At 59.6% G+C, this 22635-nt stretch carries 13 protein-coding genes, 2 tRNA genes and 3 rRNA genes; 9 read left to right on the top strand and 9 right to left on the bottom strand.

Annotated elements, in window-relative coordinates; genetic code table 11:
• The first annotated feature begins 75 nt into the window (after positions 1-75).
• The gene (gene erpA / locus ACFPN2_RS07635) at positions 76-450 is read left to right on the top strand and encodes an iron-sulfur cluster insertion protein ErpA (RefSeq protein ID WP_380596017.1); all 375 of its coding nucleotides are present in this window, start codon (positions 76-78) and stop codon (positions 448-450) included.
• A 90-nt stretch (positions 451-540) separates the two neighbouring features.
• Entirely contained in the window at positions 541-2037 is a 1497-nt protein-coding gene (gene ppx / locus ACFPN2_RS07630) for an exopolyphosphatase (RefSeq protein WP_380596016.1), read from the top strand.
• Positions 2038-2049: 12 nt separating this feature from the next.
• On the opposite strand, the gene ppk1 is transcribed toward ppx, so the two are convergent.
• The gene (gene ppk1 / locus ACFPN2_RS07625) at positions 2050-4128 is read right to left on the bottom strand and encodes a polyphosphate kinase 1 (protein WP_380596015.1); all 2079 of its coding nucleotides are present in this window, start codon (positions 4126-4128) and stop codon (positions 2050-2052) included.
• A gap of 128 nt (positions 4129-4256) precedes the next feature.
• The gene (locus tag ACFPN2_RS07620) at positions 4257-5675 is read right to left on the bottom strand and encodes a M23 family metallopeptidase (protein ID WP_380596014.1); all 1419 of its coding nucleotides are present in this window, start codon (positions 5673-5675) and stop codon (positions 4257-4259) included.
• A 191-nt stretch (positions 5676-5866) separates the two neighbouring features.
• On the opposite strand from ACFPN2_RS07620, the gene tyrS reads away from it, so the two are divergent.
• The 7 genes from tyrS (at position 5867) to ACFPN2_RS07585 (ending at position 13350) form a co-directional block, all read left to right on the top strand.
• Complete coding sequence (gene tyrS / locus ACFPN2_RS07615) at positions 5867-7078, top strand: tyrosine--tRNA ligase (protein WP_380596013.1); 1212 nt, start codon at positions 5867-5869, stop codon at positions 7076-7078.
• A gap of 731 nt (positions 7079-7809) precedes the next feature.
• Positions 7810-9347, top strand: a 16S ribosomal RNA gene (locus tag ACFPN2_RS07610).
• A 104-nt stretch (positions 9348-9451) separates the two neighbouring features.
• Positions 9452-9528, top strand: a tRNA-Ile gene (locus ACFPN2_RS07605).
• A 19-nt stretch (positions 9529-9547) separates the two neighbouring features.
• Positions 9548-9623, top strand: a tRNA-Ala gene (locus ACFPN2_RS07600).
• A gap of 277 nt (positions 9624-9900) precedes the next feature.
• Positions 9901-12796: ribosomal RNA gene (locus ACFPN2_RS07595) — 23S ribosomal RNA — on the top strand.
• A gap of 153 nt (positions 12797-12949) precedes the next feature.
• A 5S ribosomal RNA gene (gene rrf / locus ACFPN2_RS07590) occupies positions 12950-13065 on the top strand.
• The 16S, 23S and 5S rRNA genes sit together here with 2 tRNA genes alongside, the layout of an rRNA operon.
• Before the next feature lie 120 nt (positions 13066-13185).
• Positions 13186-13350, top strand: a complete 165-nt coding sequence (locus ACFPN2_RS07585) for a hypothetical protein (protein ID WP_380596012.1) — start codon at positions 13186-13188, stop codon at positions 13348-13350.
• A gap of 29 nt (positions 13351-13379) precedes the next feature.
• On the opposite strand, the gene ACFPN2_RS07580 is transcribed toward ACFPN2_RS07585, so the two are convergent.
• Genes ACFPN2_RS07580 through imuA form a run of 7 tightly spaced genes read right to left on the bottom strand, consistent with a single transcriptional unit; the run spans position 13380 to position 22617 of the window.
• Positions 13380-14540, bottom strand: coding sequence for a response regulator (locus ACFPN2_RS07580; RefSeq protein ID WP_380596011.1), 1161 nt, complete (start codon positions 14538-14540; stop codon positions 13380-13382).
• Positions 14533-15741: an HDOD domain-containing protein gene (locus ACFPN2_RS07575; RefSeq protein WP_380596010.1), complete on the bottom strand. Its 1209-nt coding sequence runs from the start codon at positions 15739-15741 to the stop codon at positions 14533-14535. The genes ACFPN2_RS07580 and ACFPN2_RS07575 overlap by 8 nt, the downstream gene beginning before the upstream one ends.
• The gene (locus tag ACFPN2_RS07570; protein ID WP_380596009.1) at positions 15738-17105 is read right to left on the bottom strand and encodes a sensor histidine kinase; all 1368 of its coding nucleotides are present in this window, start codon (positions 17103-17105) and stop codon (positions 15738-15740) included. Before ACFPN2_RS07570 ends, ACFPN2_RS07575 begins: the two co-directional genes overlap by 4 nt.
• Positions 17102-17347 (bottom strand): FIST C-terminal domain-containing protein, encoded by a 246-nt coding sequence (locus ACFPN2_RS07565; RefSeq protein ID WP_380596008.1) that lies wholly within the window; start codon positions 17345-17347, stop codon positions 17102-17104. The genes ACFPN2_RS07570 and ACFPN2_RS07565 overlap by 4 nt, the downstream gene beginning before the upstream one ends.
• A gap of 57 nt (positions 17348-17404) precedes the next feature.
• On the bottom strand, positions 17405-20536 hold the full coding sequence (locus tag ACFPN2_RS07560) for an error-prone DNA polymerase (protein ID WP_380596007.1): 3132 nt from the start codon (positions 20534-20536) through the stop codon (positions 17405-17407).
• On the bottom strand, positions 20533-21966 hold the full coding sequence (locus ACFPN2_RS07555; protein ID WP_380596006.1) for a Y-family DNA polymerase: 1434 nt from the start codon (positions 21964-21966) through the stop codon (positions 20533-20535). Before ACFPN2_RS07555 ends, ACFPN2_RS07560 begins: the two co-directional genes overlap by 4 nt.
• Positions 21967-21975: 9 nt before the next feature.
• A complete protein-coding gene (gene imuA, locus ACFPN2_RS07550; protein WP_380596005.1) occupies positions 21976-22617 on the bottom strand; it encodes a translesion DNA synthesis-associated protein ImuA in 642 nt (213 codons plus the stop codon).
• Between the last annotated feature and the right edge of the window lie 18 nt (positions 22618-22635).

Here is a 22635-nt window from a genome sequence, read left to right as displayed (position 1 = left end):
TTGGCGGCGTTTTGCCGCTGCCGGCGGTGGCTGCGTTACACTTGATTCAGTTGCTGCCGCCCTCAATGTGGCTCCATGAATACTGAATCCGCCGTTTCCAGCTTTGTCCCGGGCCTTGGCGCGCCCAGCCTGGTCTTCACCGACGCCGCGGCCGCCAAGGTCAGCGAGCTGATCCGTGAAGAGTCCAACCCCAATCTGAAGCTGCGCGTGTTCGTGCAGGGCGGCGGCTGCTCGGGCTTCCAATACGGCTTCACCTTCGACGAGAACCTGGAAGAGGGCGACACGCAGGTCGAGAACGGCGGCGTGACTCTGCTCATCGATCCGATGAGCATCCAGTATCTCGCCGGCGCCGAGATCGACTACAAGGAAGACATCGAAGGCGCGCAGTTCGTCATTCGCAATCCGAACGCGACCACGACCTGCGGCTGCGGCTCGTCCTTCAACATGTAAGCATCCGGGCGCGGCAAAGTTGCCGCTGCAGTCGGATGCTTCATCGATTAACATTCCCCCGGTTCAACTTCAGGTGGGATGGTTTCGGCGATGGCGCGCAAAATTCCTGACGTCATTGCAGCCGTCGATCTGGGTTCCAACAGTTTCCACATGGTCGTCGCCCGTCACATGCACGGGCAGCTCATCATCCAGGATCGTCTGCGCGAGAGCGTGCGCCTCGGCGCGGGGCTCGACGAGCAAGGCCGTCTGAAGCGCGAGGCCATCGACGTTGCGCTGGCTTGCCTGGAGCGATTCGGCCAGCGACTGCGCGACATGAAGGCCGAGAGCGTGCGCGTCGTTGGCACCAACACACTGCGCAAAGCCAAGCGCAAAGGCGCATTCCTGGATCGCGCGCGTTCGGCGCTCGGTCATCCCATCGAAGTCATCTCTGGTATCGAAGAAGCGCGCCTGATTTATCTCGGCGTCGCGAACACGATGCCCAGCGATCCCGGTCGACGCTTGGTCGCCGACATTGGCGGCGGTAGCACCGAGATCATCATTGGCGAAGGCCAGCATCCGAAGAAGCTCGAGAGTCTGCACATGGGGTGCGTGAGCATGAGTTCGCGCATCTTCAGCGACGGCGTGATCACCGAGAAGCGCATGAAGCGGGCCCGGCTCGCCGCGCGACTCGAGCTGGAGCCGGTGCAGGCGACCTTCAAGAATTACGGCTGGGATCATGCGGTCGGCTCATCGGGCACGATCCGCTCGGTGAGCGACGTGCTACGCGCGCGTTCCAACGGCGACGGAATCATCAGTCCCGCGGGCGTCGAAGTGCTGATCGAGCAGATGTTGCGCGCGGGCGAGCTGTCGAAGCTGCGACTGCCCGGGCTGACTGAGGAGCGCTTGCCGGTATTCCCCGGCGGCCTGGCCATTCTCGCGGAAGTGCTCAGCGTGCTCGACATCAAGGTGATGAAAGCGGCCGACGGCGCGTTGCGCGAAGGCTTGCTGTACGACCTGGTCGGTCGCTTCACCGATGAAGACGCGCGTCTGCGCAGCGTGCGCGCCTTGCAAGGTCGGTATCACGTCGATCTCGCGCAGGCCGCGCGCGTCGAAGCCACGGCGCTCGACTTCTTGCGTCAGACGCAGGCCGCGTGGGAACTCGACGATCCGTTCGCGGAGATGGCGCTGTCGTGTGCCGCGCGCTTGCACGAGATCGGTCTCGATGTCTCGCACTCGCATTACCAGAAACACGGCGCGTATCTGCTGGAGCACGCGGACTTGCCGGGCTTCCCGCAGGAAGAGCAGAGGATCCTCGCGTACATCGTCGGCGCGCACCGTCGCAAGCTGCAGCTCGATGCGCTCCAGGAGCTGACGCCGCCGTGGCATATCAAGGCGCAGTTCTTGATCCTGATCTTGCGGCTCGCGGTGCTGTTACATCGTGGGCGCAGCGCTGAGGTGTTGCCGAACATCGTGCTGCTGCCACGCGCGCGTGCCATGGAAATCACCTTCCCGAAGGGCTGGCTCGATTCCCATCCGCTGACCGCGGCCGATCTCGAGAACGAGATCGAATATCTGAAGGCGGCAGGCGTTCGCTTGCGCGTCAGCTAGCCGCTGCTCGCGCTACTCGTTGCAGTCGGAATACCGCTGAAGCAGCACTTGTTGCGCGACCACGGTCGGCGCGCCGTTCGCGTTGGCGCGCTCGTACTGGCCGTCGGGGCGTAGCACCCACGCTTGCTCGTTATCCGCCAGATAGGTCTGCAGATCCTCGACGATCCGGTCGCGATGCTGTTTGCGCTCGATCGGGAAGCACACTTCGATACGACGGAAGAAGTTGCGCTCCATCCAGTCGGCGCTGGCGCAGAAGATCTCCGGGCTGCCGTCGTTGTGGAAGTAGTAGACGCGCGAGTGCTCGAGGAAACGCCCGATCACCGAGCGCACCGTGATGTTCTCCGAGATGCCCGGCAATCCCGGGCGCAGCGCGCAGATGCCGCGCACGATCAGGTCGACCTTCACGCCGGCCATCGCGGCCGAGTAGAGCGTCTGGATGATTTGCGGCTCGATGAGCGCATTCATCTTGGCAATGATGCGCGCGGGCTTCCCTTCGCGCGCGAACGCAATCTCGCGACGGGTCTTTTCGAGCAGGCCCTCGTGCAGCGTGAACGGTGACTGCAGAATTTTCTGCATCGACGCGACGCGCGTCGGGCTGGTGAGCTGCAGGAACAGCTCGTGCAAATCCTCGCCGACGGCCTCGTCACACGTGAACAAGCCGTAATCGGTGTACACGCGTGCAGTGTTGGGATGGTAGTTGCCCGTGCCGCAGTGGCAGTAGCGACGCAGTTTTCCCCGTTCGCGACGGACCACCATGATCAACTTCGCGTGCGTCTTGTAACCCACGACGCCGTACATCACGTGCGCACCGGCTTCCTGAAGACGAGTCGCGAGTTGAATGTTCGCCGCTTCGTCGAAGCGCGCCATCAGCTCGATGATGACGGTGACTTCCTTGCCCGCGCGGGCCGCGTCGACCAGCGCATCGACGACGGGCGACTGCGGGCCAGTGCGATACAGCGTCTGCTTGATCGCCAGCACGTCCGGATCGGCGGCCGCTTGCCGCAGAAAATCGATGACCGGTGCAAAGGCTTCGAACGGATGGTGAAGCAGAATCTCGCCTTCGCGCATGACCGCGAAGATGTCTTCCTTCGCCACCAGCCGCTTCGGAATGCAGGGCGTAAACGGCGGAAATTTCAGGTCCGGGCGATCGACCAGATCGTAAATGGCCATGAGCCGATTCAAATTCACCGGGCCGTTGACCTGATACAGATCGTCGCGCTTGAGCGCGAAATGACGTAGTAGGAAGTTGGTGATGTCTTCCGGACAGTCGATCGACGTTTCCAGTCGCACGGCCGCGCCGTAACGCCGTTGCGCGAGCTCACCTTCGATGGCGCGCAACAGGTTGTCCACTTCTTCGTCGTCGACGAACAGATCGCTGTTGCGCGTGACGCGGAATTGCCAGGTGCCTTCCACCTTCATGCCGCTGAACAGCTGCGCGACGAAGCTCGAAATCACCGCCGACAGGAACACGAAATACGTCTTGCCCGGCTCGCCGGTGGTCGGCGGCAGGCGAATGATTCGAGGCAACGAGCGCGGCACTTGCACGACCGCGAGCTCGGCGTCGCGACCGAATGCGTCCTTGCCGGACAGGCGCACGATGAAGTTCAGGCTCTTGTTTTGAATACGAGGGAAGGGGCGGGCTGGATCGAGCCCGAGCGGCGTGAGCACCGGCTCGACTTCCTTCGCGAAATAATCGCCGACCCATTTGCGCTGGTCCGGGGTGAGCGTCTTGGCGTTGACGAACTGGATGCCTTGCGTGGCCAGGTCTGGAAACACCAGCTCATGAAGCAGTTCGTATTGGTCCTTCACCAGCGCCGCCGCGCGCTCGTGAATCGCGACGAGCTGCTCCGGCACGGTCATGCCGTCGGGGCCGCCTGTTATCGAGCCGAGCTCCAGACGCTGCTTGAGGCTGGCGACGCGGATCTCGAAGAACTCATCCAGATTGGAGCAGGAGATGCCGAGGAACCGGATCCGCTCCAGCAGCGGCAGCCGCTCATCGTGAGCTTGCGCGAGCACGCGCTGGTTGAAGTTGAGAAAAGACAGTTCCCGATTGATGTAGTGCTCGGGAGCCTTGAGATTCACATCCAGCATAGCCGCCGTCGCCGAGGTCCCGTTGCTTGGGGGACATCGAGAATACTACGGGCGGCCGGGGGCTTGTGTTACACGCGCGCCATGTCGCGCGATCGCGACCGCAAAAGTCGCGATCTGGTCTCGAAATCTCAGGGAGCGAGCGAGGCCGTGGTCACCGTCGCGGCGCCACCGCGATCCAGTTTCGCGAACAACAGGCCGGACATGGACAGGAACTCGGCGCGATAGCCATCGGAAATCGGCGCGGCTTCCGGCAGTAGCACGGTGCGCGGATTTTTGTGGACGCCGTTCACGAGGTATTCGTAGTGCAGATGCGGGCCGGTCGCGGCGCCGGAGCTGCCGACGAAGCCGATGGTCGTGCCCTGGCGAACGCGCTGACCGTTGCGGATGCCGGCGAAGCGGGACATGTGTCCGTACAGCGTCGAAACGCCGCCGCCGTGCTCGAGAATCACGACGCGACCATAGCCGCCCTTGGTGCCGACGAAAGCGACTTTGCCGTCGCCCGCCGCTTTGATGATCGTGCCGGTCGACGCTGCGTAATCCACGCCCTTATGAGCGCGAATGGTGTTCAGGATGGGATGACGACGTGCCGGATTGAAGTTCGAGCTGATCCGCGTGAATTCCAGCGGTGCGCGCAGAAATGCGCGACGCACGCTGCGGCCATCGGGCCGGAAGTAGTCGGCCACCTTGCCGTCCTTGGATTCGAAGTAGACCGCGCGATGCAGGGTGCCGTTGTTGGTGAAGTCGGCGGCCAGAATGCGGCCGTTGCCGATGAACTTGCCGTCGCGATACTTCTGCTCGTACACCAGGTTGAACTTGTCGCCCGGCTGAATATCGAGCGCGAAGTCGATGTCCCAGCCGAAAATGTCGTTGGCCATCTGCAGGATCAGCTCGGGGCTGACGCCGGCAGCGCGGGCCGCCACGAACAGCGACGAGTCGATGGTGCCTTCGGCCTGCACTTGCTGAATATCGAGCGGCGTCTCGATCACTTCGGCGTTGAAGCCTTCGTTGGCGCGCGTCACCGAAAGAATCGCGGTCTCGCTGATACGGCGGGTCAGCGACTGCACCAGGCCTTCATCGTGAACCAGCGTGATGATGTCGCCGACGCGCAGCTGATCGAGCTGCTCCTGGACGCTCGGCATATCGCGAATCGTGGCCAGGTCGGTCAGGTTCAGTTTCAGCTGCCGGAAAATGCGATCCATGGTGTCGTTGCGACGGACCACGTATTCGACCGTGTCACCGAGCAGCGAAGAGGGCATTTCATCAGCGGGAATCGCCACATCGGCGATTTCGATCGGCGGCAGGTTCTCGAGGTCCACACTCTGCGAGCGCGGCGAAAGGAACGAGCCGTCGCGAGTCGCCAGTCCGTATGCGATCAGGCCGCCGATCAACGGCAGCGCCAGACCGGAGATGAACCAGCGCGCGTGATTGCTGCGACGGGTCGCCTGCGGCTTGTAATCGAACGCGGTCCGAGCGGTCGGCGCAGCGGTGGGATTTGCCTGAAATCCCTTACGAAAACCGAGTTGTGCCGATTGCCTGGACTCGCGCATGAGCGTGCGTAAATAAGTTAAAGTAAATGAACCAAGTGGCGAATTTGAAGAATCACAGCGCCTGCGTCAACTACTGATCTACTCACGAACCTGGGCTTTGGGTCCTGTTCATGAGCGAGTGGACGCGGAACAATCCTGCAATCCAACCCAATCCATCATTACCGTGCCCTTCGCGGCACGCTGGAAATCCGATGCTTTCCGCCGAAGAACAATTGTCCGAACTCAAGCGTGGCAGCAACGAAATTCTGCTGGAGTCCGAGCTACTCACCAAGCTGAAGAGGGGCAAGCCGCTACGTATCAAGGCCGGTTTCGATCCCACCGCGCCCGATCTGCATCTCGGGCACACGGTGCTGATCAACAAAATGCGCCGCTTTCAGGATTTCGGCCACGAAGTGATTTTCTTGATCGGAGATTTCACCGGCTTGATCGGCGACCCGTCCGGCCGCAACGCGACCCGGCCGCCGCTGACGCCGGAAGACGTGCAGGCCAATGCCAAGACCTATCAGGACCAGATCTTCAAGATCCTGGATCCGGCCAGAACCAAGGTCGATTTCAATTCCCGCTGGATGAGTCAGCTCGGCTCGGCCGGCATGATTCAGCTGGCGGCCAAGAGCACCGTCGCCCGCATGCTGGAGCGGGACGATTTCAGCAAACGTTACAAGGGCGGCCAGCCCATCGCCATTCACGAGTTCCTGTACCCGCTGGTCCAGGGCTATGACTCGGTCGCGCTCAAGGCCGATGTCGAGCTCGGCGGCACCGATCAGAAGTTCAATCTGTTGATGGGGCGCCAGTTGCAGGAGGCGTTCGGTCAGGAGCCACAGATCGTGCTCACCATGCCGCTGCTCGAGGGGCTCGACGGCGTCAACAAGATGTCCAAGTCGCTCGGCAACTACATCGGTGTGAACGAAGACGCGGACGGCATGTTCGGCAAGCTCATGTCGATCTCGGACGATCTGATGTGGCGCTACTTCGAGCTGCTGTCGTTCCGGCCCAATGCCGACCTGGCCGCCTTCAAGCAGCAGATCGCCGAGGGTCGCAATCCGATGGAGGTCAAGTTCGAGCTGGCGATGGAAATCACCACGCGCTTCGCGGGGGCCGCGGCCGCCGAACAGGCGCGGCAGAACTTCACCTCACGCAGTCAGCGTCGGGAGATTCCCGAAAACATCGAGAAAAAGACCCTCACGATCGACGGGGCGAGCATCGGAGTGGCTGCGGCCATCAAGCAGGCGGGCCTTGCCGAGAGCACGTCGGCGGCCAATCGACTCATCCAGGGCGGCGCCGTTCGCATCGATGGCGAACGCGTCGAGGACATCAAGCTGCAGCTCGAGCCCGGTGCGGCCCGACTGTTCCAGGTTGGCAAACGCGGCTTCGCCTATATCGAGGTGGTGCGGGCTTCGACATAAGGAGCAAAAAAAATTCTTCGCGGCCTGTCTTTGCTCTTGCAAATTCACGCGACGGCCGCGAAATAAGGTTTCGACGTGGCGAAGAAATAACCAGGTTTTTCGCGGTCGAAACCCGCCTCAAAAAAAGTACACGAAGGGTGTTGACGCCCTGTAACCAAACAGTAAGATGCGCCCCCTTCGCAGCGGGCGCCGGTTGAAAGACGGGCTGCGAAGACGCTGATTTCGACCGGTCGCCAACACCTCGAAAATAAAAAATTCGAGGGGGTTGACGGCAGAAAACGAGACAGTAAGATGCGCCGCCTTCGCAACGGGTGCTGGTTGAAAAACAGCTTGCGAAGGAGCTGGATCGAACGGGTCGGCAACACCTCGAAAATAAAAAATTCGAAGGGGTTGACGGCAGAAAACGAGACAGTAAGATGCGCCCCCTCGCAGCGGATGCCGGTTGCAAAACTGGCGGCGAGGAAGCTGGTTCGGAAGGACGCCGACGCCTCGAAATAAAAAATCGAGGGGTTGACGAAACGAACGAAGCAGCTTAGAGTTCCGCTTCTGCCTAGCCACCGCGCAACGGCAGCGCCTCTCGAAGGCGACGCTCTTTAAAAACTGAAACAGATAATTTGTGTGGGGACTCGCGTCGGTTCGTTGGCGAAGCCAACTTCGACGATGAGTTACCAAATTAGCCAGTAGAGCTTGTTTGGATAATCTCTTCGTTAAATTGAAGGTCTCAAAGCCTTTAAGTGAAGAGTTTGATCCTGGCTCAGATTGAACGCTGGCGGCGTGCCTAACACATGCAAGTCGAGCGGTAACAGGTGTAGCAATACATGCTGACGAGCGGCGGACGGGTGAGTAACGCTTGGGAATCTGCCTGTTAGTGGGGGACAACCCGGGGAAACTCGGGCTAATACCGCATACGCACTACGGTGGAAAGCCGGGGACCGCAAGGCCTGGCGCTAACAGATGAGCCCAAGTCGGATTAGCTAGTTGGTAGGGTAACGGCCTACCAAGGCGACGATCCGTAACTGGTCTGAGAGGACGACCAGTCACACCGGAACTGAGACACGGTCCGGACTCCTACGGGAGGCAGCAGTGGGGAATATTGGACAATGGGGGAAACCCTGATCCAGCGACGCCGCGTGGGTGAAGAAGGCCTGCGGGTTGTAAAGCCCTTTCGGTTGGGAAGAAAAGTTGCGGTTTAATACATCGCGACCTTGACGTAACCAACTAAAGAAGCACCGGCTAACTCTGTGCCAGCAGCCGCGGTAATACAGAGGGTGCGAGCGTTAATCGGAATTACTGGGCGTAAAGCGCGCGTAGGCGGCTTTTCAAGTCGATTGTGAAATCCCCGGGCTTAACCTGGGAACTGCAGTCGAGACTGTCTAGCTAGAGTATGGGAGAGGGAAGTGGAATTTCAGGTGTAGCGGTGAAATGCGTAGATATCTGAAGGAACATCAGTGGCGAAAGCGACTTCCTGGACCAATACTGACGCTCATGTGCGAAAGCGTGGGGAGCAAACAGGATTAGATACCCTGGTAGTCCACGCCATAAACGATGAGAACTGGATGTCGGAGGGGTCTGCCCTTCGGTGTCGTAGCTAACGCGTTAAGTTCTCCGCCTGGGGAGTACGGCCGCAAGGTTGAAACTCAAAGGAATTGACGGGGACCCGCACAAGCGGTGGAGCATGTGGTTTAATTCGATGCAACGCGAAGAACCTTACCTGGTCTTGACATCCTAGGAACCTCGCAGAGATGTGGGGGTGCCTTCGGGAACCTGGAGACAGGTGCTGCATGGCTGTCGTCAGCTCGTGTCGTGAGATGTTGGGTTAAGTCCCGCAACGAGCGCAACCCTTGCCCTTAGTTGCCAGCATTAAGTTGGGAACTCTAAGGGGACCGCCGGTGACAAACCGGAGGAAGGTGGGGATGACGTCAAGTCATCATGGCCCTTATGACCAGGGCTACACACGTGCTACAATGGCCAGTACAAAGGGTTGCCAACCCGCGAGGGGGAGCCAATCCCATAAAGCTGGTCGTAGTCCGGATCGCAGTCTGCAACTCGGCTGCGTGAAGTCGGAATCGCTAGTAATCGTGAATCAGCGATGTCACGGTGAATACGTTCCCGGGTCTTGTACACACCGCCCGTCACACCATGGGAGTTGATTGCACCAGAAGTAGGTAGCCTAACCGCAAGGAGGGCGCTTACCACGGTGTGGTCAATGACTGGGGTGAAGTCGTAACAAGGTAGCCGTACGGGAACGTGCGGCTGGATCACCTCCTTTAAATGACTCTGCTTCAGCTACACAGCTGCCGCGAGTTCCCAACACAAGTTATCTGTTCAGTAAGAATCGGTTCCCGTGAGACTGGCCCGGTCTTTCATCTATCCGGGTCTGTAGCTCAGTTGGTCAGAGCGCACCCCTGATAAGGGTGAGGTCGGAGGTTCAAATCCTCCCAGACCCACCAGTCTTACCAAGGCTAATCAGGGGCCATAGCTCAGCTGGGAGAGCACCTGCTTTGCAAGCAGGGGGTCGTCGGTTCGATCCCGACTGGCTCCACCAACTCGATCAGCGCACGGGATTTCACTAGTACGTGAAGCGATGCATGCATCTTCCAACGAAGGTTCATGAGTGGCTTTACGTCGCAGGTGTCTCAACGACACTTGTTACGGTGCTCTTTAAAAATTCGGAAGTTGTTTTGACGCATCAGATTCAGCGAAATCATGATGGATCCGAACGACGTTTAGAAATAAACGAAGTTTGGAAATCTCAAGAGTTCAAGAATCATGTCGCATTCGAGAATCAGCAACGTATAACACCAGGCTCATTGGGGTTATATGGTCAAGTGAATAAGCGTATGTGGTGGATGCCTAGGCGATAGAAGGCGATGAAGGACGTGGTAGCCTGCGAAAAGCTGCGGTTAGTTGGCAAACAAACTCACCCGCAGATCTCCGAATCGGGAAACCGACTGCTTCGGCAGTACTTGCAACTGAATCCATAGGTTGCAAGAGCTAACCTGGGGAATTGAAACATCTCAGTACCCAGAGGAAAAGAAATCAACCGAGATTCCGTTAGTAGTGGCGAGCGAACGCGGAACAGCCCAGTTGGAACCAGTCGATCGAGCTTAGTGGAACGGTCTGGAAAGTCCGGCCATAGCGGGTGATAGCCCCGTACACGAAAGGCAAAGTCGATGACCAACGAAGAGTAGGGCGGGACACGTGCAATCCTGCCTGAACATGGGGGGACCATCCTCCAAGGCTAAATACTCTCTATCGACCGATAGTGAACCAGTACCGTGAGGGAAAGGCGAAAAGAACCCCGGAGAGGGGAGTGAAATAGAACCTGAAACCGCATACGTACAAGCAGTCAGAGCCCGCAAGGGTGATGGCGTACCTTTTGTATAATGGGTCAGCGAGTTATTTTCAGTGGCGAGGCTAACCGTATAGGGGAGCCGTAGGGAAACCGAGTCCGAATAGGGCGAATCAGTCGCTGGGAATAGACCCGAAGCCGGTCGATCTATCCATGGCCAGGATGAAGGTGAGGTAATACTCACTGGAGGTCCGAACGAACTACTGTTGCAATAGTATGTCGATGAGCTGTGGATAGGAGTGAAAGGCTAATCAAGGCCGGCGATAGCTGGTTCTCCCCGAAAGCTATTTAGGTAGTGCCTCATCGAGCACTCCTGGGGGTAGAGCACTGTTTAGGCTAGCGGGTCATCCCGACTTAGCAAACCTATGCAAACTCCGAATACCAGGAAGTGAACCGGTGGGAGACACACGGCGGGTGCTAACGTCCGTCGTGAAGAGGGAAATAACCCAGACCGCCAGCTAAGGCCCCAAATTCATGGCTAAGTGGTGAACGATGTGGGAAGGCATAGACAGCCAGGAGGTTGGCTTAGAAGCAGCCATCCTTTAAAGAAAGCGTAATAGCTCACTGGTCTAGTCGGCCCGCGCGGAAGATTTAACGGGGCTCAAGCCATGAGCCGAAGCTGCGGATCTCACGCAAGTGAGGTGGTAGGGGAGCGTTCTGTACGCCTGCGAAGGTGCACTGTGAGGTGTGCTGGAGGTATCAGAAGTGCGAATGCTGACATGAGTAACGTTAATGCGGGTGAAAAACCCGCACGCCGAAAGCCCAAGGTTTCCTGCTCAACGTTAATCGGAGCAGGGTGAGCCGGTTCCTAAGACGAGACCGAAAGGTGTAGCCGATGGAAAACAGGTCAACATTCCTGTGCCCGGTGTGATTGCGATGGGGTGACGGAGAAGGCTAGCTCAGCAGGGGTTGGTTCCCTGTTTAAGCATGTAGGAGGAGTTGCCAGGCAAATCCGGCAGCTCATAACTCCGAGGTGTGATGACGAGGCTCCACGCGAGCCGAAGTGAGTAACGCCCCGCTTCCAGGAAAAGCCTCTAAGCTTCAGATCACATTGGACCGTACCGTAAACCGACACTGGTGGGCGAGCAGATAATCTGCCAAGGCGCTTGAGAGAACTCGGGTTAAGGAACTCTGCAAATTGATACCGTAACTTCGGAAGAAGGTATGCCTTCGACGGTGTATGGATTTACTCCAGAAGCTGTTGAAGGTCGCAGGTAATCGGTGGCTGCGACTGTTTATCAAAAACACAGGACTCTGCGAACACGCAAGTGGAAGTATAGGGTCTGACGCCTGCCCGGTGCCGGAAGGTTAATTGATGGGGTTAGCCGCAAGGCGAAGCTCTTGATCGAAGCCCCGGTAAACGGCGGCCGTAACTATAACGGTCCTAAGGTAGCGAAATTCCTTGTCGGGTAAGTTCCGACCTGCACGAATGGCGTAACGCTGGCCACACTGTCTCGACCCGAGACTCAGTGAAGTTGAAATCGCTGTGAAGATGCGGCGTTCCCGCGGCAAGACGGAAAGACCCCGTGAACCTTCACTACAGCTTTACACTGAACTTTGAACCTTCCTGTGTAGGATAGGTGGGAGGCTATGAAACCTGGGCGCTAGCTCGGGTGGAGCCAACCTTGAAATACCACCCTGGGATGTTCGAAGTTCTAACCTTGGTCCGTAATCCGGATTGGGGACAGTGTATGGTGGGTAGTTTGACTGGGGCGGTCTCCTCCCAAAGAGTAACGGAGGAGTGCAATGGTACGCTCAGCGCGGTCGGTCATCGCGCTCTAGAGTGCAAAGGCATAAGCGTGCTTAACTGTGAGACAGACACGTCGAACAGGTACGAAAGTAGGTCTTAGTGATCCGGTGGTTCTGTATGGAAGGGCCATCGCTCAACGGATAAAAGGTACTCCGGGGATAACAGGCTTATTCCTCCCAAGAGTCCACATCGACGGAGGAGTTTGGCACCTCGATGTCGGCTCATCACATCCTGGGGCTGTAGCAGGTCCCAAGGGTATGGCTGTTCGCCATTTAAAGTGGTACGCGAGCTGGGTTCAGAACGTCGTGAGACAGTTCGGTCCCTATCTGCCGTGGGCGTTGGAAACTTGAGGGTGAGCTGTCCTTAGTACGAGAGGACCGGGATGGACGTATCTCTGGTGTTCCGGTTGTCACGCCAGTGGCACTGCCGGGTAGCTATATACGGACGGGATAAGCGCTGAAAGCATCTAAGCGCGAAGCCCCCCCCAAGATTAGGTTTCCCTGGGAACTCGATTCCCCTAAAGGGCCGTCGAAGACTACGACGTTGATAGGCTGGGTGTGTAAGTGCAGCAATGCATTGAGCTAACCAGTACTAATTGCCCGTGAGGCTTGACCATATAACACCCAATCAGCTTGGGTCTTGTATGACGCTTGTTGATACTCAATGTGACATTGATTCTTTGAATCTGTCGCTGAGTCGAAATGTTGTCGAAACAACTCCGAATTCACTGTGGCCGATAGCAATGTCGACCACGACGTGAGCCAGTTTGCCTGGCGGCAATAGCAAGCAGGAACCACCCGATCCCATATCGAACTCGGAAGTGAAAATGCTGTGCGCCGATGGTAGTGTGCCCTGCGGGCATGCAAGAGTAGGTCACTGCCAGGCTCTTAAATAAGCGACAAGCCCCGCTGGAGTAATCCGGCGGGGCTTTTTGCTCATGACTTGTCGCTTTTGTAATCGCTACACAACCTACCAATTGCTGCTCAGTAATCAGGGGTTGAAATAATGAACACGCTCGAACGCCGTCGGCTCGTCAAAGCTCAGGTTGTCGATGTGAAGATCGCCAAGGCCGCCGTCAACGCTTCCAAGCGTCAGCGTGCCGAGGCCATCAAAGTCCTTCGCAAGGACATGGCCGCTCAGCATTTCAATCAGCTGCGCGCCGCCAGCTGATCCCGAAAGGGACAGAGCAAACTCTCCCTCTAGTGCTTCTCCGCTGGCTGTGCTGCCGGCACTAGCACCTTTACGTTCTCCGAGAGAATCGATGAGCCGAAGTGGCGCAGCTTCTCCAGGAACGTCTCCGACACTTCGAAGCCGCGCGGCACCAACAGCGTACCCATGTGCGTGCGCAGATCATCGAGGATCGTCATGCCCGACTGGACATGGCGCAGCGGCATCTCGCGCACTTCGGCTTGAGCTGCAGCGGCACCGACGAAGGCGGCGAATTTTTCCAGCAACACTGCGCCATAACGCTCCGACTTCATGCGCAGCGTCTGTACCGCCACGTCTTTGCTGTGGCCTTGCGCGATCAACGCGTCGTAATCCAGCACTATCATCAGAATTCGCGCGCCGCCGCCGATCGTGCCTTCGCCCAGTGCCGCCAACGCCTTGTCGCTGGCACGCAGCGCATCCAGGATTTGCAGTACCGGATCGAGCCGGGGAATGTGCCCGAGCAACTTGCTGGCCACCGCCGGCACACCCTGCGCCAGCACTTTCTCCTCGGCGGTCAAGCGCTCTCCGTAATACAGCTTTTCGACCGTTTCCACCGGTAGCGACAGATAGCCGAGCTGCGACAACATTGCTGCCGCTTCCAGCTGCCAGAACGACGCCGAGCCGAGCGACTGCGAGAATTGCATCGCCATTCGCTTGATGCGCGTGGCGCGTCCGAAGGCCACCGGGTTCGCGATCGCCAGCACATCGGTCATCGCTTCGATGCAGCCGATCAATGTTTCCTGGAGGATGGCGCGCTCCGCGTTCAGCAGCCGGTGCTGTATGACGCCCGCATCCACGGCTGCCTTGAGCTGGTCGGGTGGGCAGGGCTTGGTAAGAAACCGGAAGATCTGGCCTTCATTCACCGCTTGCACGGCGGTATCCCGACCGGTTTCCCCGGTCAGCAGAATGCGCGTCGTGTCGGGATACGTCCGCTTGACCCGATGCAGGAACGTGGCGCCATCCATCGCAGGCATGCGCATGTCCGAGATCACGACCGCAAAGGCGCCGCACTCCTTGAGCATCTTGAGGCCGTCGGCGCCACTGCCCGCTGTATGCACTTCGTATTCGCGACGCAAATGCAACGACAGTCCTTCGACCACGCGCGCCTCGTCATCGACACATAACACTCGTGGTCGCTTGATTTCACTCATGCCCGCTTGCTCCCAATACTTCGTGAACCCTCTGCTGAGCCTCACTCCAGTCGAACGGTGCTCCAAGCCCTGTCAGATAGTTGTCATCGATCGGCGCGTCCTGCGGGTCGGTCGCGTCGGGAACGATTTCTCGCGTGACACCGCTGAGTTTCCGGGCTGTCGCCAGGATCGCAAGCACGTCGTAGCACGACTGCCCAACCCGCTGCGGGCAGTGTTGAAATGCCACGGCTTCGATGACCGAATGCGGCAGCCCCCACAGCCCCAGCAAGTAAGCTCCGATCTGCGCATGAGATGCGCCGAACACGCGGCGCTCCGCTTCCTCGAGCGGCAGGTGGGCGGTGCGAGCCAGCGTTAACGCCTGCTCGAACCGTTGCGGCGATTCCTGCAAGAGAATCCAATGGCCGATGTTGTGAAGCAGGCCGGCGAGCAGCGCGTCATCGCGCATGGAGTTATTGGCCAGGGCGCACGCCGCTGAAGCGACCCGATGAGCACGTTCCTGCAGCGCCTCGGGCTCGAATCCTGGTAACGACTGCGAAGGCCGCCATGACGAAAACACTTCAGAGCAAATCACCAGCGTGCGGATGGCATTCACGCCGAGATAGGTGATGGCCTGCTCGATGTTGGTGATGCGCCGGGCCAGTCTGAAGAAAGACGAATTCACCACTTGCAGCACTTTTGCGCAGACCGCCGGGTCTTCGTAAACGAGCGTGGCTACCTTTCGCACCGACACGTCGCTGCTCTGAACGAGCTGCTGTAATCGGCTATAAGTTCGTGGCGCACTCGGTAAATGTCCCAAGCGGCCGATGATCCCCCGAAGCTCGGGCTCGGCCAGCAGATCCTGCAGCAGCAGGCAGCGCTCGATCACGTTCTGCAGTACCCGGGTATCGCAGGGCTTGCTCAGATATTGATGCGCGATGCTGAGCAGGCGCGCGGACTGCTCCTCCTCGGCGTAACCGGACATGACGATCCTCACGACACCGGGCCAGCGTTGCCGCACTTGAGTGAGCAGCTGAGCGCCATCCATGCCGGCCATGCGCATGTCCGCTACGATCACATCCACCGGCGACAGCTCCAGCTCGGCAATTGCCCGTGGGCCGCTTTCGACGAATACCATCTCCCAACGCGAGCGCAGCGGTCGCATCCGGCCACGCAGCCCATCGAGCAGCGCTACCTCGTCATCCACGAAGAGCACACGTTTCATGACGAGCTCCCCGCTCGTCCGCGAACTGGCACTCGGATCCGGAAGCACGTGCCCTTGCCCGGCACGCTAGTTACATCGATATGTCCGGCATGTTTGTCTACCACGATGGAGCGCGCTATGGACAGGCCCTGACCGGTACCGCGGCCGACTTCCTTGGTGGTGAAGAATGGATCGAAGATCCGCTCCAGGTTTTCCGCCGGAATGCCGCAACCGTTATCGGCGATCTCAATGAACGCCGCCTCGCCCGCCAGCCCCGTCGTGATTCGGATCAGGCCGGAACTCGCATCGCGCCCGGCGTCGGCGATGGCATGCGCGGCATTGACGATCAGATTGAGGAAGACCTGATTGAGCTCGCCAACGTTGCAGACTACGGGTGGAAGCGGGCCGAGCTCGGTCTGTACCGCAGCGGCGTATCTATATTCGTTGCGCGCGACCGTGAGAGTCGTCTCCAGCGCATGATTCAAGTCTGCGGCGCGCTGCTCCACGGCGTCCGGGTACGCGTATTCCTTCATCGCCCGAACGATGTTCGCTACTCGGGCCGCACCCTCCAGGGTCCGTTCGAAAGCGCGGGGGATCTCGCTGCGCATGAACTCCAGATCCCATTGCGCTTCACGTTCTTCGAGCGCATGCCACGCCTGCTCGAATTCAGATGAACCGGCCGCCCTGCGCAGCAAGTCGCGTGCGACATCGTAGATGGAGAGCAAATCCTCGAATGAGGTGCGCAGGAAGTGCACGCTGTCGGTGACGTACTGGATTGGAGTGTTGATCTCATGCGCCAGGCCGGCGGCAAGCCGGCCGATCGATTCCAGTTTTTGTGCCAGGCGCAGCTCGATGGCCATGCGCTCACGCTGGCGCATCTGCTCCAGCAGCTCTTGTTGAAGCTGCTCCTGTTGGCGCTCGTATTCACGGCGCGCGGTGATGTCGGCGCCGACGGAAAGAATGTGGGTCAGTTTGCCGTCCGCGCCGCGTAACGGAGTCGTGGTGAATCCAACGATGAATTCCGAGCCGTCGCGACGAGGAATCGCCAGTTCCATGCGTGCGCTTCCGGACTCCTCGATCTCGCGTAGCAGCCTTTCACGATCCGCGGCTGTGAATCTGTCCCTGGCGAGGGACCTCGCATCTATCCCGATCATCGCGCTCGGATCGCTGAACCCGTGCGCAAGGGCAACGGTGCGATTGGCGTACACGATCGGATCGTCGCCATGACGTATGTCGATGATCAACATGTGCGTAGTCGCCGCGTCCAGCGCGGCATCGCGCAGCGCGAGCTCCTCCTGGATACGGAGGCGCTCCTTGCGCTCCGCAGCGAGTTCGGCTGCGAGCGACTCTACCGAATTCATCGCATCGATCTGTGCCGCGTTCATGGAGTCTTCGTCTGCGCTGTGTTGCCGTCGACCGGCAATCGAATAGTAAAAGTCGTGCCTTGGTCCGGTGCCGGGGTGAACGGCGCGATTTCGCCATAAGAATAAAAACCAGCGAGATGGGTACGAAGGCCGATGATGTCTCTGACCGCCTCTACCTCTTCCTCGACCCGCTGTCGCAACACCAGCTTGCGACCCATGCAGCTGATGAGGATTGCAGCGGTACTGGAAAATACCAGGGCCAATCGCGCGTTCGTGTCCGCAGCCCGGCTGAGTGATCGGGGATATTCGATCCCGTCGCTTCAATGGAAGTCGCGCGACTTGCGCGGCAACGTTCTCACCCAGTGGGAATAGTCTTCCACGTCGGTCGCCACCACGTGCACGACCGACTCCAGGCTCTGCAATTCTCCCGTCACGACCATGAAGTTCGACTGCAGGATGCGCTGTCGATACAGCTCGAACACGGATGGCCAGATGATGATGTTGTTGATGCCGGTCTCGTCTTCCAGCGATGCGAAGATCACGCCGTTCGCGGTCTGCGGATGTTGAAGATGAGTGACCAATCCTCCCACGCGCACGGTTCGTCCGTTGCGCATCGAGTCGAGCTCGCGACGACTGGCGATGCCTGAAGCACGCAGCTTCGGACGAAGCACCGCCATCGGATGTCGGCCTGTGCTCAATCCCATCTGTCGATAGTCGCGCTGAATCTCTTCCCACTCGGTCGGTATCGGCAACTGCGGGCTGGTTTCCGCTGCCGCATGTCCTGCCAATGCGCCGGGCAAGCTCTCGATTCCGAGCGCGCTCCACAACGCCTGATTTCGATGTTCACTCAAACTGCGAAACGCGCCGCTCGTCGCGAGCGCCTTCGCCGCGCGCGTTTTCAATCCGGCGCGATAAGCGACGTCTTCTACTGAAGTGAATGGCGCGATCGCTCGCGCGGCGACCACGTTCAATGCGTCTTCCTTGCGCAGGCCCTTGATCAATCGCATGCCCAATCGAATTGCAAACCAAGAGCCTTTGTTGCCGTCGGGGAGAGTGCGCGTGCCGTCGGGCTCGAGCGTGCAGTCGTAATCGCTCACCGTCACATCGACGGGCAAGACCTTCACCTGCTGCCGCTTCGCCTGCTCGAGCAATTGCGCGGGCTGATAAAATCCCATTGGCTGACTGTTGATGAGCCCCACGATGAACGCCGCCGGTCGATGACACTTCAGCCAGCTCGAGAAGTACGTCAGCAGCGCGAACGACGCCGAGTGCGATTCGGGGAAGCCATATTCGCCGAAGCCTTCGATCTGCTTGTAGATCTGCTCGGCGAACTCGGGCGTGTAACCTCTCGCGTACATGCCTTGCATCAGCTTCTCGCGATACATGGCCATGTTGCCGCTACGTTCCCATGCGCCCATCGAGCGTCGTAGCTCATCGGCTTCGCCAGGGGAGAACCCGGCCGCGGTCACCGCGATCTGCATGACCTGCTCCTGGAAAATGGGCACACCGCGCGTCTTCTCCAGAATGGGGCGCAAATCTTCGTTGGGATAAGGAACGTCCTCGGGTTTCATTTCCCGCCGCTGCAGATACGGATGCACCATGCCGCCCTTGATCGGGCCGGGACGAACGATGGCGACCTCGATCACCAGGTCGTAGTACTTCCTCGGTTTCAGTCGCGGCAGCATGCTCATCTGCGCCCGCGATTCGATCTGAAAGACACCGACGGTATCGGCTTTGCAGATCATGTCGTACGTCGCGGGATCTTCCAGCGGCACCTGATCCATCTGCGTCGGGCCCGTGCCCGCCGTGCGCAGCAGCTCGAAAGTCTTGCGCATGGCCGTCAGCATGCCCAGCGCGAGCACGTCGACCTTCAACAGCTTCAAGGTCTCCAGATCGTTCTTGTCCCATTGAATGATGGTGCGATCGGGCATGGCGGCGTTCTCGATGGGCACCAGCTCGCTGATGGGCTGCTCGGCGATCACGAAGCCGCCGACATGCTGTGACAGATGCCGGGGAAAGTTGAGTAACTGCTGTACGAGCACGATCAAGCGCCGCGCGACTTCCCCATCCAGATGCATTCCTTGCGCGGCCATGTTCGCTTTCATGCGCTCAGGGTTGTCCCACCAGGCATGCTGTTTAGCGAGGCGTCCCACCATGTCCTCGGGCAGGCCCAATGCTTTACCGACATCGCGAATCGCGCTGCGCGGCTGATAGGTGATGACAGTGGCCGCAATGGCCGCTCGCTTGCGGGAGTATTTCCGGAACACGTGCTGGATGACTTCCTCACGCCGCTCGTGCTCGAAATCCACGTCGATGTCGGGAGGCTCGCCGCGCTCTTCGCTGATGAATCGCTCGAACAGCGCCGAGATCAGCTCGGGCTTTACTTCAGTAATGCGCAGCGCATAGCAGACGACGGAATTGGCGGCCGAGCCGCGGCCCTGACAAAGGATGGGCTTCTTCGGCTTGCCGTCGTCGTCGACCTCGGCGCGTGCGTATTCGACGATCTCATGCACGGTCAGGAAGAAATGTTCGTATTCCAGTTTCGAGATCAGGGACAGCTCTTTCTCAATGGCGGCGCGAGCTGACGCAGGCTCGCCTTGCGGCCAGCGATACTTGACTCCAGCCTCCACCAGATTGCGTAAGTGCTCACTCGCGCTCAGCCCGGCGGGCACGATTTCCCTTGGATATTGATAGCGCAGACTGCCCAGCGAAAAATGGCAGCGCTCCGCGATGCGTTGTGTTTCCTGGAGCAGGTCGGCCGGATAAAGCGCTTCCAGCACCGGTAGCGGACGCAGATGGCGCTCGCCGTTGGGAAATAATTTGTGGCCGGCCGAGGCGACCGTGCAGCCATGGCGAATCGCGGTCATCGTGTCCTGTAACGCGCGTCGCTTCTCCAAATGCATGTGGACATCGCCACTGGCGACCAGCGGAATATTCATGCGGACGCCCAGTTTTCTCACCGCCGCGAGATGCTCGACATCGTCCGGTTGCCGATGCAGCTCGACGGCGATCCAGCAGCGATCGGGAAAAAGATTTCTCAGCCAGGCGGCCTCGGAGTTCTGAGGGTCGCGCGGCGCCACCCATAACGCCAGGCACTCGCTCAAATCGGTCAAAGCACACTGACTGCGGGTCAATCGATAGGTGCCTTTCTTCGCTTCGGCTCGCGCCAGGCTGATCAGCTGACAGATCTGCGCATAAGCTTTCTGCGACGGCGCGAGCAGCACCAGATGGGTTCCTTCGACGGTACGGAACTCCGAGCCGATGATCAGCTTGAAATCGATCTTGCGTGCCGCTTCGTAGGCGCGCACCACACCCGCCATCGAACACTCATCCGTAATCGCCAGCGCGGAATAGCCGAGGTTGTGAGCTTGATAAACCAGCTCGCCCGGCTGCGACGCCCCGCGCAGGAACGAAAAGTTACTGACGCAATGAAGCTCCGCGTACGAGCTCATGACCAGAACCCATGCAGATGCCAGCTGCCATCGCGCAGATCTTTAAAGATCCATAGCGCCGCGCCTTGCTGAGTGCGGGCGACGAAGTAGTCGCGCCGAACGTCGCCGCCGTCCCACCAGCCGCTTTCAATGCGCTCGGCGCCGGTCAGCGACGGCATGCCGCTCAGTTGCAAAGGCTTGGGCTCGGGCAGCAGCCACAACGGCCGGTCGGGAAAATCCAGATGCTGGCGCTTGTCCTCGGGGGCTGCTGTGGCCCAGCTGTCTTCCGGCCGATGTTCGGCGACTGCTTTCACGCCGTGCACCTGGCTTTCTCCCAGACGGGCAACGATGCGATCGAGGGTGTAACCCAGCTCCTCGCTTTGCTCGGTCGCGCCGCTGAGCATGTCGATATGCAGCCCGGTGGGCATGGCGAACTCATCCGCCGACAGCTCCAGTGCCACCGACCCCGAAGGCAATGCCGTATGTTCGAGGCGTTCCCGCGCCAGGGCGAGGAAACGTTCGCTGCTCCGGTCGGGCATCGAAAGGCCGATGGTAATCACAGTCGCAACAGCATCGCGATGAATGAAACGCAGCGTGAACTTCTGCACCCCGGTATCTCGCGCTCTCAAGAAGCCGACGAACTCGCGGAGCATGCGTCGCAAAGGGAAGAGCAGCGCTTCGGTGTTGTGAATCTCCGCTTCGAATTCGAATCGTGCGTGGTACTGCGGTGGCAATCGATAAGTGGGACGAGGATCGGGCGCGGCGCCGGTCAGGCGATCGAGGTAATTGCACACCTCGGGCCCGAAACGTTTCGCCACGCCGTCGCGAGGCAAGGCCACCAGCAACCCGACCGTGCGGACGCCGACGATCTGCAACTGCTGAGGAATCCAGGGATCCAGATTCAACCAGTTCACCGACACGGCTTCGATGCGAGCACGCAGCGCTGCTACGGTAGTGATGGCGACGCGAACGCCGGTGCGAGCCAGCAGTGCGGCGCCTTCCAGCGTCGGCGCGATGCCCAGTTGATAGCTATAGGACAACTTGCCGAGCTCGGTTTCCAAGTGCTCGATGAGCTTGCGGAAGCCGCCGAACAAACGCAGGCTCGCGCCGATCTCCAGCCACAGTGCAGTGGTTCGTGCACGCGGCAGGTCGGCGAAGATGTCGCCGAGAATCACGGTGCCGCTGAATTGATACGCCCAGGTCGCCAGTCGTTCCAACGCCGCTTGCTCGGCGGTGAGCCGGCGTTCCATGGCGATCACTTCGGGCAGGATGGCCAGCGCGGTCGTGAAGTTCATCGCCGGCTTCAAGCCGACGCGCTCGGCGGCCGGATTGCAGCAGACGACCGAGCGGACGTTGCCTTCGAGTACGGTGACTACCGTGGGCCGCTCGCCTTGCTCACATTGCAAAGCCTCGAGAGGCAATTGGGGTAAGGTGATACAAAGCCACAGCATGGGAAAACATCATTCCGCACTGGCAGTCGCCAGCTCAGGAGCGATGCCTACCGACATGCCGGCCCGCGCGCCCCGGCATTTAACGATGTCGATACTCAATTGACCGGCGACGTCGGTTTGCAAACGTAGCCGGACCGCGGCGGGCGAAGATTCACGAGCCGCGCTGGGCTGGCGATAAACAAAACCGATGCTGTTGCCAGCTTCCGCCGCGAGCTGCAGTCGACGAACTTCACGATCGCGGATCGCGGACGGCCACGCCAGCACCGCGCCAAAAGATTTACAGCGCAATGTTTGTTCGGCGGACCATAGAATGTCGGCGGCGCTCTGGGCGCGAATGATCCAAAAGTGCTCCAGCCGCAGCCCATGGCGAAGCAGGGCTGGAGCGAATGGAATATAAGGCGGCGCGATCATGGCCACATGGCGCTCGCTGTGCGTGATCTTCGCCAGCGCCGGCATCAGCAGGCGCAGCTCGCCGATGCCATCGCTCATCGGCATCAGCTCGACGATAGTGCCCGATTGCCAGCCACCGCCAGGCAACACGGCGTCGAGATTGGCCGAGCCACTGGGCTCGATCCGAGGCGGCGGGCCCTCGCGACCGTTACGACACAGCCGCGCCAGCTGTTCTAATGTTTCGGCACGAGATGCACTCATGACGGATGCGAAAGATCC

Origin of the sequence: Steroidobacter flavus, from assembly GCF_042651805.1 — a bacterium.
In the GTDB taxonomy this organism is placed as follows: Bacteria; Pseudomonadota; Gammaproteobacteria; order Steroidobacterales; family Steroidobacteraceae; genus Steroidobacter; species Steroidobacter flavus.
Note: the sequence above shows the minus strand (reverse complement) of the source record. Positions and strands in the feature narration are given on the sequence as shown.